Source organism: Streptomyces sp. NPDC104814, assembly GCF_055583185.1.
Window position 1 is genome coordinate 1,328,284 of the sequence record NZ_JBVJOL010000001.1, and the last position, 14,447, is coordinate 1,342,730.

Consider the following 14,447-nt stretch of genomic DNA (forward strand, 5'->3'; position numbering starts at 1 on the left):
GATGCAACTCCTGAGCGGGTACGGCATCGCCCAGGCGCACGGCATCGACTCCATGGGGCCGCTCCCCGGTGGTGCTCCACCTCAGCGCCAGTCACGGCCCGCGACCAGGGTAACCGAGCCCGTCCGCCGTCCCTGCCCCCGTCCCGTGCGAAGAAGACGAAGAAGGTCCAGGTCAGCCGTGGCCGACCTGGACCTGGCCCTCCGTCTCGTCGCTCGTCACTCGTCCCACGCCTCGACCATGATCTGTTCCGAGATCTTGCCGTCGGTCAGCGTGATCATCGACTCGGACAGCACCCGGGTGCCGTCCGGGTACTCGCAGGACTCGCAGTAAGCCGCGCGGTCGCCCTGGACCACGCACTGCTCCAGCTTGTGCGTCATGTCGCGGCTGCAGACGTCCTCGAGCATCTCGCGGATCGCGTCCCGGCCGTGCAGCACCGCCGGGTTGCTGGGCTGAGCGTTGCGGTTCACGAGACGGATCTCCGCGTCGTCCGCGTACAAGGACAGCAGCGCGTCGGCGGTGCGGTCCTCGATGCCCCTGCGCAGAGTCTCCGTGTCGAAGCCGGTGTGTGCCGTGGTGCCCATGGTGACCTCCTTGCCCGGCCGCGGCCCGACAGCGAGGGGAACGGGCCGCACGTGGCCTACCCCAAAGGCTCCTCCGCCCCGTCGGGCTCGGCAAGCGCAGTCCGCTCACTCCGCCTGACGGGTGAGCCGGCCCGCGTGCCCGTGTCCACCGGGCCGCCACCGCCGTTGCTGTAGGCATGATCTCCACTCGCCGTATCGTCGCCGCCGCCGCACTCGCCGCCGGGATCGCCGGTATCACCGCCCCCGCGGCGAACGCCGGCGTCCTGGGCTCGGACCAGCTGAACCCGGTCGCCGTGCTCGACTCGCTCGCCACCAGCGACATCCCCGCCGAGCACAAGGACGAGGTTCCCACCGTCTCCCAGCAGCTGTCCTCGCTGAACCAGGCGAACGACCTCAACAAGCTGAACGAGCTCCACCAGCTCACCGACCTCGTCGCCCCGGTCACCAGCCTGCTCCCCGTCGGCTGAGACCCCGCACACCACCCCGAGGGGCCGCCCGCCGAGGCGGCCCCTCGGTATGTACGACCCTCTGACCCCCCTCGGCCCGCACTCCACGCTCTGTCCCGTCCTCGGCCCTCCGGCGCTTGATCACGCGTAGGGTCGGAACCGGGACGGATGCCCCGTCGAGGGAAGGATGGAGCAGCATGGCGCAGGAAGTACGCGGCGTGATCGCACCGGGCAGGGACGAGCCGGTGCGCATCGAGACGATCGTCGTGCCCGATCCCGGGCCCGGGGAGGCAGTGGTCCGCGTCCAGGCCTGCGGGGTCTGCCACACCGACCTGCACTACAAGCAGGGCGGTATCAGCGACGACTTCCCGTTTTTGCTCGGGCACGAGGCGGCCGGTGTCGTCGAGTCCGTAGGGGACGGCGTCACCGACGTGGCGCCCGGTGACTTCGTCGTCCTCAACTGGCGTGCGGTGTGCGGACAGTGCCGCGCGTGTCTGCGCGGCCGGCCCTGGTACTGCTTCGCCACGCACAACGCCACGCAGAAGATGACCCTCGCGGCCACCGGCCGGGAGCTCTCCCCGGCGCTGGGCATCGGCGCGTTCGCCGAGAAGACCCTCGTCGCCGCCGGCCAGTGCACCAAGGTCGACCCGGCCGCCTCGCCGGCCGTCGCCGGGCTGCTCGGCTGCGGGGTGATGGCCGGCATCGGCGCGGCGATCAACACCGGCGGGGTCACCCGAGGCGACTCGGTCGCCGTCATCGGCTGCGGCGGGGTCGGCGGTGCGGCGATCGCCGGCGCGCGCCTGGCCGGAGCGGGGCGGATCATCGCCGTCGACATCGACGACCGCAAGCTGGCCACCGCCCGCACCCTGGGCGCCACCCACACCGTGAACTCCAAGGACACCGACCCGGTCGAGGCCGTCCGCGAACTCACCGGCGGTTTCGGCGCCGACGTCGTCATCGAGGCCGTCGGCCGCCCCGAGACGTACACCCAGGCGTTCTACGCCCGTGACCTCGCCGGAACCGTGGTGCTCGTCGGGGTGCCCACGCCCGAGATGAAACTCGAACTGCCGCTGCTCGACGTCTTCGGCCGCGGCGGGGCGCTGAAGTCGTCCTGGTACGGCGACTGCCTGCCCTCCCGTGACTTCCCGATGCTGATCGACCTGCATCTGCAAGGGCGGCTGCCGCTGGACGCGTTCGTCACCGAGACCATCCGACTGGACGAGGTGGAGAAGGCGTTCGAGCGGATGCACCACGGCGACGTGCTGCGCTCGGTGGTGACGCTGTGACCACCGCCCGCATCGAACGCCTCGTCACGTCGGGGCAGTTCACCCTCGACGGCGGCACCTGGGACGTCGAGAACAACGTGTGGGTCGTCGGCGACGATCACGAGGTGATCGTCATCGACGCCGCGCACGACGCCGACGCCATCGTGGCGGCCGTCGGCGACCGCCGCCTCACCGCGATCGTGTGCACCCACGCCCACAACGACCATGTGAACGCCGCGCCGGAACTCGCCGACCGCACCGGTGCCGTGATCTGGCTCCACCCCGACGACCTGCCGCTGTGGAAGCTCACCCACCCCGACCGCGACCCCGACGCCCATCTGGTCGACGGGCAGGTCATCGAGGCCGCGGGCACCGATCTGACCGTGCTGCACACCCCGGGGCACGCGCCGGGCGCCGTCTGCCTGTACGACCCCGGCCTCGGCGCCGTCTTCACCGGCGACACGCTCTTCCAGGGCGGCCCCGGCGCGACCGGCCGCTCCTACTCCCACTTCCCGACGATCATCACCTCCCTGCGTGACCGTCTGCTGACGCTGCCGCCGGAGACCAAGGTGCTCACCGGGCACGGCGACGCCACCACGATCGGCGCCGAGGCACCCCACCTGCAGGAGTGGATCGACCGGGGGCACTGAACGGCGGCGGGCCGGGCGGGTGACGGGCCGTAAAACCTGACAGGAGATGTCCGGCTTCCACGGCACCCTCGGGGATGACACCACACCCAGGGAAAGGAAGGCCGGACATGTCACGTCCGCTGGACGGCAAGGTGGCGCTCGTCGCCGGGGCGACACGCGGCGCGGGCCGCGGCATCGCGATCGAGCTCGGCGCGGCCGGCGCCACCGTGTACGTCACCGGCCGCAGCACGCGCGCCCGGCGCTCCGAGTACGACCGCCCCGAGACCATCGAGGACACCGCCGGCCTGGTCACCGAGGCGGGCGGCAAGGGCATCGCCGTACCCGCCGACCATCTGGATCCCGCACAGGTGCGCGCCGTGGTCGAGCGCATCGACGACGAGCAGGGCCGCCTCGACGTGCTCGTCAACGACATCTGGGGCGGCGAGAGACTCTTCGAGTGGAACACGCCCGTCTGGGAGCACGACCTCGGCAACGGGCTGCGGCTGCTGCGGCTCGCCGTGGAGACCCACCTCGTCACCAGCCACCACGCCCTGCCGCTGCTGCTGCGCAAGCCCGGCGGCCTGGTCGTCGAGATGACCGACGGCACCGCGGAATACAACCGCGACACCTACCGCAACAACCTCTTCTACGACCTCGCCAAGGCGGCCGTGCTGCGCATGGGCTTCTCCCTCGGCCATGAACTCGGCCCGCGCGGCGCCACCGCCGTCGCCCTCACCCCCGGCTGGCTGCGCTCGGAGATCATGCTCGACCATTTCGGGGTGCGCGAGGACAACTGGCGCGACGCCCTCGCCCGTGAGCCGCACTTCGCGATCTCCGAGACCCCGCGCTATGTGGGGCGTGCGGTCGCCGCACTGGCCGCCGACCCGGACGTGGGCCGCTTCAACGGCCGGTCCCTGTCCAGCGGCGGCCTGGCCCGGGTGTACGGCTTCACCGACCTGGACGGCAGCCGCCCGGACGCCTGGCGCTACCTGACCGAGGTGCAGGACGCGGGCAGCCCGGCGGACACCACCGGCTACCGCTGACCCCACGGGCCTAGGGGGTGTCTCGCCGATCACGCCGGGCTCGCGACGCCTGGCACCGCACCTCGCCGCGTTGTCGTCACTCCCCGATGCTCCGCATCGGCTCCCTCCTCCGCCTTGCGATGCACGGCACCAGACGCCGCTCCCTGATCCGGCCTGATCGACGAGACACCCCCTATGGCCGGCCCGTGGGCGCGCCCGGCAGCGCCCAGCGCGCCGGGTGCCCCGGCGGGAGTGCCAGGTCCTCGCGCACGGCCGCGTAGAACTCCTCGCGGCCGGCGCGCTGCCGGTCGAGCAGGAGCTGCCAGGCCCCCGGCTCCCGGGTCCCGGCGCGCACGAAGTCCTCCATCTCGAGCGCGACGACGACCCACGCGCGTGCCTTCTCCACCACCGCGCTGCTGCCGAGCATGAGGAGGGCCTCCCCGGACGGGTCCCGGGCCAGCACCGCCTCGGCCAGCAGCGGCTCCGCCTCCGCGGGCGTCAGAGGGTGCGGGTGCGGGTCGTTGCCGAAGTGGGCGGCGACCCGGTAGGTCAGCGTCACCGACTGCTTCACCGCCCGCGCCCAGTCCGTGTACACGGCCAGCCGCCGCTCCTCCCACCGTGCCGCCCGCTCCCGCCGGAACCGCACCCGGTCCGCTCGCGCGACCGCCAGATAGGAACCGAACGCACCGATCACCACGCCCAGCAGGGCCGGGAGTTGCTGTATGAACGTCGACATGGCGGCACGGTATCCGTCCGCGTGATCCGCACCGCGACGCAGGCCGGAAGCCGACTCACTCTGACGGTGCGTCAGTTTGCGGTCGGGGCCTCCGGGTTCGCCTGCGCCACGGCCCCGCGCAGCCGCCCGAGCAGGGCGCGCGCCGCGGGGGAGACCGGGCCGTCCGAACGCCAGGCCAGTGCCACCCGGCCGCGGGCCCGCGGATCGTCGATCCGCCACACCCGCAGCCCCTCACCCGTGGGCCGCCCCGGTACGACGGCCACGCCGAGTCCGCGCGCCGCCAGGTCGACCAGCGCCCGTGGGGTCGCCGCCTCGAACGCGACCCGCGGCCGGAACCCGGCCTGGCCGCACAGCCGCTCCAGCACCCCGCGCACCCCGGTGCCGCGCGGCAGGGTGATCAGCGGATGCCCGCGCAGCGCTGCGACGGGCAGGGCGCCCGGGCCCCCATGGGCGGTTGCCAGCTCGTGGCCCGCGGCGACGGCCGCGCTCAGCGGTTCGTCGACGACCACCTGGTGGCCGACGCCCGGTGGGGCCTCCTCCTCGGCGAGCCCCGCCACCGCGAGGTCCAGCCCGCCGTGGCGCACCGCCTCCAGCATCCGGTCGGAGGTGTCCTCGGTGAGCGTGATCTCCACCCGGGGATGCTCCTCGTGGAAGGCGGCCAGCAGTGCGATCAGATCCATCGGGTGCCCGAGCGTGCCCGGGACCATCCCGATCGCGACCCGGCCGCGCAGCAGCCCCGTGAACTCCTCCACCGCCTGCCGCACCCCGTCCACCGCCGCCAGCGCGGCCCGTGCGTAGGGCAGTACCGCCTCCCCGACCTCCGTCACCCGCACCGCGCGGCCGGAGCGGTCCAGCAGAGGGTGCCCGAGCTCCCGCTCCAGTCGCCGGATCTGCGCGCTCAGCCCCGGCTGCGCCAGATGCAGCCGCTCGGCGGCCCGGGTGAAGCCGCCCTCCTCCACCACGGTCACGAAGTAGCGCAGCTGCCTCAACTCCATAACGGATCATGCTAGATGCCAGAGCAGACGTCTCTTGGACTTATGGCCGGGCGGGCAAGATCCTGGACGCATGGGGACCACAGACGACGCCATCGCCGCCGAACGCCGCGACCTCGCCGACCTGTTCGGCTCGCTCACCCCGGACCAGTGGGAGCAGCCCAGCCTGTGCGCGGGCTGGCGGGTGCGGGAGGTGGTGGCCCACATGTCGATGGGGTTCCGGTACTCCGGTCCCCGCGTCCTGCGGGAACTGCTCGCCGCGCGCGGCAGCCTGCACCGTATGACCGACCGGCTGGCGCACCGCGACGCGGCCGCGCACACCGGCGCCGATCTCGCCGGCTTCCTGCGCACGCACGCCCGCCATCCCTGGGGGCCGCCGGTGGGCGGGCGCGCCGCGGCGCTCGGTCACGACGTCGTGCACGGACTGGACGTCACCGTCGCCCTCGGACTCGACCGCCGTGTCCCCGAGGACCGGCTGCGCATCGTCCTCGGCACGGTCTCCCCGCGCGGCGCCCGCTTCTTCGGCGCCGACCTCACCGGCGTCCGCCTGGTCGCCGACGACCTCGACTGGTCGTACGGCAGCGGCAGCCCGCTGCACGGCGCCGCGCAGGATCTGCTGCTCGTCGCCTTCGGACGGCGGCTGCCCGCCGTCCGGCTCGACGGGCCGGAAGTTCACCGATTCGTCACAGCCTGACCGGCCCCTGCAACCAACACCCCCGCCGGTCTGTCTACCTGGCAGAGATTCGCAGGAGAGCCAAGGGAGATACCGGATATGAGGGACATAGGCCGTCGGGGAGCCGTCGCCCTCGGCGTCGCCGGACTGGTGGCGCCGCTCACACTGGCGCTGGGCGCCGCACCGGCGCAGGCCGCGTCGAGTTGCACCACCAGCACCGGCCCGTACCAGAAGCAGGTCGAGAAGTTCCTCGGCCGCCCGGTGGACGGCCGGCAGTCGTCCGCCGACTGCAAGGCCATCCAGGCCTTCCAGACCAGACACGGCATCACGCCGAACATCGGCTACGCCGGGTCCGTCACCTGGGGAGTGATGGACCTCATGAACAGGCAGAAGGCCGTCGGGAAGAACCCCAACAAGTCAGGCAAGTGCCCGGTGAACAAGGGCCGGATCGCCTGCGTCGACCTCACGCTCCAGCTCAGCTGGATCCAGGACGGCAAGAAGCTCGTCTACGGCCCCGTCCCGGTGCGCACCGGCCGGGACGGCTACGAGACCCGTACCGGCCTGAAGAAGATCTACTGGCGTGACATCGACCACGTCTCCACCCTCTACCACGTGTCCATGCCGTACAGCCAGTTCTTCGACGGCGGCCAGGCCTTCCACTCGGTCGGCGTGAGCATGTGGAACCCGCCGGGCTCGCACGGCTGCGTCAACATGACCACGACCGACGCGAAGAAGTACTGGTCACTGCTGCGCAACGGCGACGACGTCTTCGTCTACGGCCGCAAGCCCGGAACCTGACGGCAGCCTCCGGGGGCGGTGCCCGGATGGCCGCCCCCTCGCGTTGCCCCGTTCGGACGTGATCATTGACACGTCCGGAATGTCACGTTTGTGCGAGCTCGCTCACAGCGCCTTCACCTACAGCGCCGTATGCTTCACAGCATGTCCACCACTGTTGAACCCGTCTCCGAGCGATCGGCCGCGGAGGTCAACGAGGAGATCCGGGCCCTGTGGCTCCGGTCGGGCGGGACACTGACCGGCGAGCAGCGCGAGGAGTACCAGCGCCTCGTCCTGGAGTGGGCCGCAGCGGCCCACCGGCCGGTCAACGCGGCCTAGTCCGCCTGGCCCTCTCCTGCCTCCCGCCGCGCATCCCGGCATCGTCCTGGGGCACCCCTGACCGAGTGGGTGCCTTCTCGCTCTGACCTCCGCTCTCGCCTACGGCGTCGTCGTCCCCGAGGCTCTCGGCTGCGCTCGAGCAGGGGATACCCCCATCACGGGCGGCCTGCTGTCCCGGCGTGCCCCTTTCCGTGCCGTGACCTTCCTCGGCCAGGTCGGCGGGCTGCTGCTCGACGCACCGGCCGCGTGGGTGATGTCCGCCACCTCCGCCACCTCCACCGATCCGGCCTGAGGCGCGCTGTCCGGTGCGGGCAGCGGCCGCAGCCGGGGCGACCGGGACGTCAGCCCCACATCGTCGAGTAGTGCCGGCGAAAGGCCCTGCGGTCCTGTTCCTCCCGCAGCCAGCGGGTTCCGACCAGCGCCACCAGGCTGCCCGCCACCACCAGCAGGCCCGGCCCGACGGCGCGGGTGTCCACCAGGCGGGACAGCAGTGTCGTGGCCTGCGTCCCACCGCCCACCGGGGTCGGCGATCCCGGCGACGCGGCCCCGGGCGTCGACGAAGGGGCGACGGAGGAGGGCCCGCTGCTCGGCGCGGTCCGCGCCGACACGATCAGCCGCACGCCCAGCGCGCGCAGCGCCTTCGTCACCGGCTGGAAGAACGTGGTCCCGCCCGAAGTGCAGTCCCCGCTGCCGCCGGAGGTCACCCCGAGCGCGACACCTTCCGAGAACAACGGGCCACCGCTGTCGCCCGGTTCGGCGCACACATCGGTCTGGATCAGCCCGGTGACGGTGCCCTCGGGGTAGTTCACGGTGGCGTCCAGGCCGGTCACCTGCCCGTCGTGCAGGCCGCTGGTGCTGCCGCTGCGGAACACCCGCTGCCCCACCGCCGGATCCGCCGCGCCCGTGATCCGCACCCCCGTGCCGCCGCCGATCGCGACGACGTCGGCCGCCTCGCCCGCCCGGCCGCTCGCATAGCGCACCAGGGAGAAGTCGGAACCGGGGAAGTCGGAGGCGACGCTCTGCCCGACCTGACGCGCGGCCCGGGCGTCCGCGAACCACACCGCACCCTTCGGTCCGCAGTGCCCTGCGGTGAGGATGAAGTCGGCCCGCCCGTCGGTCACGTTGAACCCCGCCGAGCAACGCCCGCCCGTCGACAGGATCGGCTGCGCCCCGTTGAGCCGGGTCGTGAACGTCCCGCTGGTGCGCTCCATCCGCACGAAACGGCCGATACGGTGGGCGACTTGGGACAGCCGCGACCAGTCGGTGGCCGAGACCGTATGGTCGGCACGCACGACGACCTCGTTGGTGCGGTAGTCCACCGCCCACGCGGTGCCCGGAACGCGGGGGGCCGAACGCAGCACGCCCGCCGCCGACTTCAGCTCCTCCAGGCTGTGTCCGACCAGCTTCGCCTGTGCTCCGGCGCGCCGCACCTCGTCCGCCGCACCCCGGTCGGTGACCGCGACGACCGGCCGTCCGTCGGCACCGATCCAACTGCCGGCCGTACGCCCCGGTCCCAGGCGCCGCACCAGCCCCGCCGCGCTGTCCCCGGCCGGCTGGGCGAGCGTGCGCGGTGCCGTGGGCGGGGCCGCCGGCTCACTGGCGACGGCCTGCGTGACCATGGCCCCGCCCAGCAGCAGCCCACCGGCGGCGGCCAGCCGCGCCGCTCGCCTCACGATCCGTCGTCGTGCGTGCCTCATGATGCCTGGCTCCCGAACCCCGAACGCGCGACCGGCGGGCCGCGGGGCGCGCCGGTCGGCGCGCGCCCCTTGTCCATACGGGTCCGGGCCCGGGCGTGTTCAGTGCTTGCGGCCCACTCCGCCGAACATCGCCACCTCCGGCGGCTCGATCCCGTCGGTCGCGTCGGGACGCCAGCGCGAGCACGACACCACACCCGGCTCCAGCAGCTCGAGACCGTCGAAGAAGCGGGCCACGGCCTCCGGGCTGCGCTGGGTGAGCTTCGGCGTGCCGTGCTCGTTCCAGAACTTCACCGCCTCGTCCACGTCCGGCATGTCCGGGTGGGTGACGGTGTGCGACAGCACCAGGTGGCTGCCCGCCGGCAGCGCGTCGAGCAGTCGGCGCACCAGCGCGTACGGGTCCTCCTCGTCGCCGACGAAGATGACCACGCCGAGCAGCATCAGTCCGATGGGCTGCGTGAAGTCCAGGGTCTTGGCGGCGTGTTCGAGGATCGCGTCGACGTTGCGCAGGTCCTCGTCGAGATAGTCGGTGACGCCCTCGGGGGTGCTGGACAGCAGGGCCCGGGCGTGGGCGAGTACCAGGGGGTCGTTGTCGACGTAGACGATCCGGGCGTCCGGGGCGTGCCGCTGGGCCACCTGGTGGGTGTTCTCCGCGGTGGGCAGCCCGGTGCCGATGTCGAGGAACTGCCGGATGCCCGCCTCGGTGACCAGATGCCGCACGGCCCGGCCCAGGAACAGCCGGTCCTCGCGGGCGTACTCGCCGATGCCCGGGTGCAGTTGGCGGATCTGGTCGCCGGCCGCGCGGTCGACGTCGTAGTTGTCGCCGCCGCCCAGCCAGTAGTTCCAGATGCGGGCCGTGTGCGGCTGGGAGGTGTCGATACGCACGCGTGGGCTGTCGGTCACGGCCGGCTCCTGGAGAAACGGGGACGATACGGGGACAGCACGCAATCTAGACGGCGGAATCCGGCCGCGCTGCCACTCCGCCGATTTCGATGGCCCGCAGGCCGCGATGCTCCGCCGCATCCGGTACCGGGACCCCCGAGTGATCCCCGACCGGCCCCGGAGGGGCCCCTTGCAGATGCACCAACGGGGCGCCGGCGCGCGGGGCGCGGCCATGGCGGTGGGAACCGTCCCGGCCGTCGTCTCCGGCCCGGCCGCCGCTGCCGCCGTCCGTGCGGCCGGAAGGCCGCAACCCGGCCGTGGCACGAGGAACGGACCTACACTGCCCGGCATGGACGACGACACGCCTCTGGACCGGCTCGGCGCCGGCAGCTATCTGCTGCTGACCAGTTACCGCAGGAACGGCACGCCCGTCTCCACCCCGGTGTGGGTGGTGCGCGACGGCGACGCCCTGGGGGTGTGGACCGTCGCCGACTCCTACAAGGTCAAGCGGATCAGGGCCCGCGCCGACGTCCTGGTCGGCCCGTGCGACGTGCGCGGCAATCCGACGGGGGAGCAGGTCCCGGCCACGGCCGAGATCACGGACGCGGCGACCGCCGGCCGTTACCGGCAGCTGATCGCCCGCAAGTACCGCGTCATCGGCCGCCTCACCCTCCTCGGCAGCCGCATCCGGCGCGGCCGGGACGGCACCGTGGGCATCCGCGTGACGCTGAACCCCTGAGCCGGAGAGGAACCGTCGGGCGGAGCGTCTCGTGAGCCCGTGACCCGTGAGCCCTGGCCGGCCGCACCGCGCGCGGCCGGCCAGGGCGCCTGTCGTCGGCTACGACGCGTCCAGGACCGTCCCGGTCAGCACCGGGCCGCCCGGCAGCGGCGCACCCGAGTCGTCCGTGACCGCCAGGCGCACGGACTCGGCGGGCTCGGCCACCGTGTCCTTGACGGTGGGCACCGACACCTCCGTGCTCGTTGTGCCCGCCGGCACCGACGCCCACACGCCGAGGTACTCCACCTGCGACAGAGGCCGCTCGGGGTCGGGCTCGGCGCCGGAGGCGTCCCGCAGCCACGCCGGGTCGACGTCCTTGGTGGACAGCTCGGGACCGCCCGTCACCGGCACCACGGAGAAGGACGCGCCGATCTCGGTGTCCGCGGGCTCCGACAGCGTCACCTTCCAGCGCAGCGCCTGACCCTCGGTCACCCGGTCCGCCACCGGGGTCACCGAGACCTTCGGCATCGGGTCGTCGTTCAGCGCGGTGACCCCGCCGCGGTGCGATCCGACGACCGTGCCGTGCACCGCCTTGACCACGACGTCGTGCGTCACGTCGTACGCGAAGCGCTTGTTGCCCTTGACCTGGACGGTCACGGCGATGTCGTCGCGGCCCGGACGCACCGTCACCAGCCGGTCCCGGGCCTCGCCGGTGACCGGGTCCATGACGTACACCCGCACCTGGCCGCCACCGTGCCCGGACACCCGTACCGGCACCCGGTAGGTGCGTACGCCCGAGTCGCCCTCCTTGACCGACAGCCGGCCGAGGTCCACCCGGGCGAGCGGGGCCTCCCGCACCGCGGGAGTGCCGGGGCGCCAGGCCCAGGCGTCCAGCAGCCAGGCCTGCCCGGCACGCGAACGCGGAGTCAGTTCCAGGGACTTGACCTGCCGAAGGTCGACTCCGGCGCGGGTCGCCGCCGTGAGCGGGACGCGCAGCTCGCGCGCCCAGTACGAGGCGGTGCGGTCGCTGCCGGGCAGTCCGTCGACGCTGACCCGGCCGAGGACGGCCCGCCGGCCGCGGGTGTCGGTGACGGCGACGTCGAGCTGGGTGCCCCTGCTGTTCGGCGGCACGACGACACGCAGCGCCAGCGACGGGGCACCGGTCAGGGACAGCGGCGCGGCAGGCTGTACACGGGCCGGGGTCCCCGGTGCCGTCCAGCGCAGCGCCACCGCGCGGCGACCGGTCTCCCGGCCGGTCTCCCACCGGGCGAAGTGCGGCGAGGCGCCGTGGGCGTCCTCGCCCAGGCAGGCGACGGCCGGCCTCGGGTCCACCGCCGAGCACAGCCGAGCGCCGGTCACGGACACCTTGCCGTCGGGCAGAAGCCCGGTGTCTCGGCCCGCGCCCACCGCGTGGGTCAGCACCCGTGCGGGATCGGCGGACGGCGCCCGCCGCCCGGTGCCGTCGAGCAGCTCGCGCACGCGGTCGTCCCCGGCGACGAACAGCCGTGCCGCCGCCGCGATGTAGGTCGATCCGGCCCGATGCTGCTGGTCGGCGGTCAGCCGGGTGCGGCTGCCGGGCGAGCACACCGGGTCCTTGTGGTCCGGGTCGTCGAAGAAGTCGTCCTCGGCGGGCGCCTGGGCCTTCCCGGGCGTCCACTCGGTGTTGAAGAAGTTGTGGTTGGCACCGGTCACGTAGACGGCGCTGTGCAGTGCGCGGCCGCGGCTGACTCCGCGGGTGCCGTCGACGTACACCTCACCCTGGAGGTCGGAGACGTCACCGTCGCAGCCCGGCAGCAGGGTGGCCGAGGGCACGTCGGGCACCGGGTTCTGGCCGAAGATCGTCGGACCGATCAGGACCGTGCCCCGCACGTGCCAGCGGACCGGGCCGCGGTAGCCGTCCTGGGCGGCGGGCGGCGGGTAGAGGCTGTCCATCGCGGCGCGGTTGACGCCCTCACCGCCGCGGGAGTGTCCGACGAGCAGCACCTTCGACAGATCGGCCTTCGGCGCCTTGCGGACCGCCGCCGGGGCCGCGCCCGGGTGGGCGGCCCAGTCGGCCCAGCGGGCGAGGTGCTGCCGGACCAGCGAGGAGCGGGCCTGCGCGCCGCCGTCCTCGGCCTCCCAGTCCTGGCCGTTGATGCCGTTCGCGGAGATCGACACGGTCACATAGCCCTGGGAGGCCAGCAGTTGCTGGTCGCGCAGATAGCCGCGGTAGCTCGGGATGGGTTTGGTCCCGGCCGGGCAGGGCCAGTCGCCGGTCGCCTCCTCGCCCTTGTAGCAGGTGGCGTGGCGGCCGTGCAGGAACAGGGCCAGCGGGCGCGGACCGCGGGCGGCCGCCGGTGCCACGACCACGGCGCGCATCTCGACCGGCGCCTTGAAGCCGGGCAGCCGCACGGAGGGCAGCGCGTACTCGCCCGTCGCCGTGCGGTAGGAGCCCGGCGTGCCGGGATCGACGGCGCCCGCGGGCAGCGGGGCCGGTGGTCGCACGGCGGCGAGCGAACCGCGGCGGCCCTGCCGCGTGTCGTCGCCGGGGGCGTCCAGGCGGCGTCCGCCGGACCATACCTGAAGATCCGTCAGGCGGGCGGCGTCGGCCGCGTCCAGCTCCAGCCGGAAGGTGTGGCCGTCGCGTGCCGGAGCGGGCACGCCGAGCAGTCTGCCGCCCGCGTGGAACTCCATGCGGGCGTCGCCGATGGGTATGGCGGGTGCCGAACGCCAGACGAGGTGGCGTGTGCCGCCCTCGTCGGTGATCCGCCAGCCGGGCGGGAGGGCGTTCTCGTGCGCCTCTCGCGTGGGTGCGGCGGCGTGTGCCGCCAGTGGCGATGCCCCCGTCATCGCGAGCACCGCCGTGGCGGCGATGCCCATGCGCCGGGCCAGTGGCAACCGGGCAGGTGACAATGGTCTCTCCTTACAACCCCGTGCGCGGGCACCCCGTCGGTCCCGGGGGCCCCTCGCGCCTCGGAGGACGGAGAGCGTCGTCTGTGGGTTGTCTGTGCGAGGGACGGGATCAGGTCAACCTCGCACGGCTGCGCGGTCTCGGTACGCGCGTACGGCGTCGGAGTCGTGCGGGGCGAGCCGTCCTGGCCGAAGGGCCTGCTCGCCGGCCCGTGAGCCGGCGCCCGGTCAGGTCGAAGGAGGCTCGCCCCGGGTACCGGTGACGCTCCGTCAGGTCCAGGCGCGGTAGGGCTCGTCGATGAGCTGGAAGACCGGCTCGCCGCGCACCGGGTCCTTGGCGGTGGACAGCCGTACGCGGTCACCGCTGTGGATGCCGATGGGCGGGCCCATCACCCGGCCCCGCACGACGAATCCCTCCGCCATCTCGACCAGGGAGACGTTGCGCGCGGAGGGGGAGTTGCGGTTCACCACCGTGGAGTGGCGGACCGTGCCGACTCCCTCGCTGCGCTCCGTGAGCAGCTCGCTGCCGCGGCAGACCGGACACAGCACCCGGTGGAACATGGCGGTGCCGCACCAGGTGCAGCGCTGGAAGAGCAGGGCGTCCCTGGCCTCGGCGGTCCCGGGACTGCCGGCCGGGGGGTGGTCGAGGACGCCCGTCGCGGAGCGGGCTACCGGGGACACGGCGGTTCCTGAGTGGTGGTACACGCGGCTCAACTCCCTGCACTCGGCCGGAATCCGGCGTGCGCGGGGCAGCCCGCACACGCGTGTGCCCGGTTCACCGGAGGACCGTGCACGCCCTCAGCGTA

General features: G+C 73.3%; 15 protein-coding genes and 1 riboswitch. Of the genes, 8 read left to right on the top strand and 7 right to left on the bottom strand.

Going from position 1 to position 14,447, the window contains the following annotated elements; genetic code table 11:
- Positions 1 to 21: 21 nt before the first annotated feature.
- Positions 22 to 105: riboswitch (ZMP/ZTP riboswitch) on the bottom strand.
- 111 nt (positions 106 to 216) lie between these two features.
- Complete coding sequence (locus ACZ64A_RS05620) at positions 217 to 582, bottom strand: nuclear transport factor 2 family protein (RefSeq protein WP_469808392.1); 366 nt, start codon at positions 580 to 582, stop codon at positions 217 to 219.
- A gap of 176 nt (positions 583 to 758) precedes the next feature.
- Here ACZ64A_RS05620 and ACZ64A_RS05625 point away from each other — a divergent pair, with 176 nt between their 5' ends.
- From ACZ64A_RS05625 to ACZ64A_RS05640, 4 genes are all read left to right on the top strand, one after another.
- Positions 759 to 1,049 (top strand): hypothetical protein, encoded by a 291-nt coding sequence (locus ACZ64A_RS05625; protein ID WP_469808393.1) that lies wholly within the window; start codon positions 759 to 761, stop codon positions 1,047 to 1,049.
- A gap of 176 nt (positions 1,050 to 1,225) precedes the next feature.
- Positions 1,226 to 2,314, top strand: a complete 1,089-nt coding sequence (locus ACZ64A_RS05630) for an S-(hydroxymethyl)mycothiol dehydrogenase (RefSeq protein ID WP_469808395.1) — start codon at positions 1,226 to 1,228, stop codon at positions 2,312 to 2,314.
- Positions 2,311 to 2,943, top strand: a complete 633-nt coding sequence (locus ACZ64A_RS05635; RefSeq protein ID WP_469808396.1) for an MBL fold metallo-hydrolase — start codon at positions 2,311 to 2,313, stop codon at positions 2,941 to 2,943. The genes ACZ64A_RS05630 and ACZ64A_RS05635 overlap by 4 nt, the downstream gene beginning before the upstream one ends.
- 107 nt (positions 2,944 to 3,050) lie before the next feature.
- Positions 3,051 to 3,965: an SDR family oxidoreductase gene (locus tag ACZ64A_RS05640; RefSeq protein WP_469808398.1), complete on the top strand. Its 915-nt coding sequence runs from the start codon at positions 3,051 to 3,053 to the stop codon at positions 3,963 to 3,965.
- A 172-nt stretch (positions 3,966 to 4,137) separates the two neighbouring features.
- Here the strand turns inward: ACZ64A_RS05640 and ACZ64A_RS05645 are convergent, their stop codons facing one another.
- Together ACZ64A_RS05645 and ACZ64A_RS05650 are read right to left on the bottom strand one after the other, a co-directional pair.
- The gene (locus ACZ64A_RS05645; protein WP_469808399.1) at positions 4,138 to 4,680 is read right to left on the bottom strand and encodes a hypothetical protein; all 543 of its coding nucleotides are present in this window, start codon (positions 4,678 to 4,680) and stop codon (positions 4,138 to 4,140) included.
- A 71-nt stretch (positions 4,681 to 4,751) separates the two neighbouring features.
- Positions 4,752 to 5,675 (bottom strand): LysR family transcriptional regulator, encoded by a 924-nt coding sequence (locus ACZ64A_RS05650; protein WP_469808400.1) that lies wholly within the window; start codon positions 5,673 to 5,675, stop codon positions 4,752 to 4,754.
- Positions 5,676 to 5,745: 70 nt separating this feature from the next.
- Between ACZ64A_RS05650 and ACZ64A_RS05655 the strand changes: the two genes are divergently transcribed.
- The 3 genes from ACZ64A_RS05655 (at position 5,746) to ACZ64A_RS05665 (ending at position 7,458) form a co-directional block, all read left to right on the top strand.
- Positions 5,746 to 6,366, top strand: a complete 621-nt coding sequence (locus ACZ64A_RS05655) for a maleylpyruvate isomerase family mycothiol-dependent enzyme (protein ID WP_469808401.1) — start codon at positions 5,746 to 5,748, stop codon at positions 6,364 to 6,366.
- A gap of 78 nt (positions 6,367 to 6,444) precedes the next feature.
- On the top strand, positions 6,445 to 7,143 hold the full coding sequence (locus tag ACZ64A_RS05660; protein ID WP_469808403.1) for a L,D-transpeptidase family protein: 699 nt from the start codon (positions 6,445 to 6,447) through the stop codon (positions 7,141 to 7,143).
- Between the two features lie 129 nt (positions 7,144 to 7,272).
- A complete protein-coding gene (locus ACZ64A_RS05665; protein ID WP_469808404.1) occupies positions 7,273 to 7,458 on the top strand; it encodes a hypothetical protein in 186 nt (61 codons plus the stop codon).
- A gap of 341 nt (positions 7,459 to 7,799) precedes the next feature.
- Here ACZ64A_RS05665 and ACZ64A_RS05670 read toward each other — a convergent pair whose 3' ends face one another.
- Positions 7,800 to 9,155 carry a S1 family peptidase gene (locus ACZ64A_RS05670; protein ID WP_469808405.1) on the bottom strand — a complete coding sequence of 452 codons (1,356 nt, stop codon included), beginning with the start codon at positions 9,153 to 9,155 and terminating at the stop codon, positions 7,800 to 7,802.
- A gap of 99 nt (positions 9,156 to 9,254) precedes the next feature.
- Entirely contained in the window at positions 9,255 to 10,055 is an 801-nt protein-coding gene (locus ACZ64A_RS05675) for an SAM-dependent methyltransferase (protein WP_469808406.1), read from the bottom strand.
- Positions 10,056 to 10,383: 328 nt separating this feature from the next.
- Here ACZ64A_RS05675 and ACZ64A_RS05680 point away from each other — a divergent pair, with 328 nt between their 5' ends.
- A complete protein-coding gene (locus tag ACZ64A_RS05680) occupies positions 10,384 to 10,773 on the top strand; it encodes a PPOX class F420-dependent oxidoreductase (RefSeq protein ID WP_469808407.1) in 390 nt (129 codons plus the stop codon).
- Positions 10,774 to 10,872: 99 nt separating this feature from the next.
- On the opposite strand, the gene ACZ64A_RS05685 is transcribed toward ACZ64A_RS05680, so the two are convergent.
- On the bottom strand, positions 10,873 to 13,611 hold the full coding sequence (locus tag ACZ64A_RS05685) for an alpha/beta hydrolase family protein (RefSeq protein ID WP_469809072.1): 2,739 nt from the start codon (positions 13,609 to 13,611) through the stop codon (positions 10,873 to 10,875).
- 300 nt (positions 13,612 to 13,911) lie between these two features.
- Positions 13,912 to 14,346, bottom strand: coding sequence for a Zn-ribbon domain-containing OB-fold protein (locus ACZ64A_RS05690; protein WP_469808409.1), 435 nt, complete (start codon positions 14,344 to 14,346; stop codon positions 13,912 to 13,914).
- Between the last annotated feature and the right edge of the window lie 101 nt (positions 14,347 to 14,447).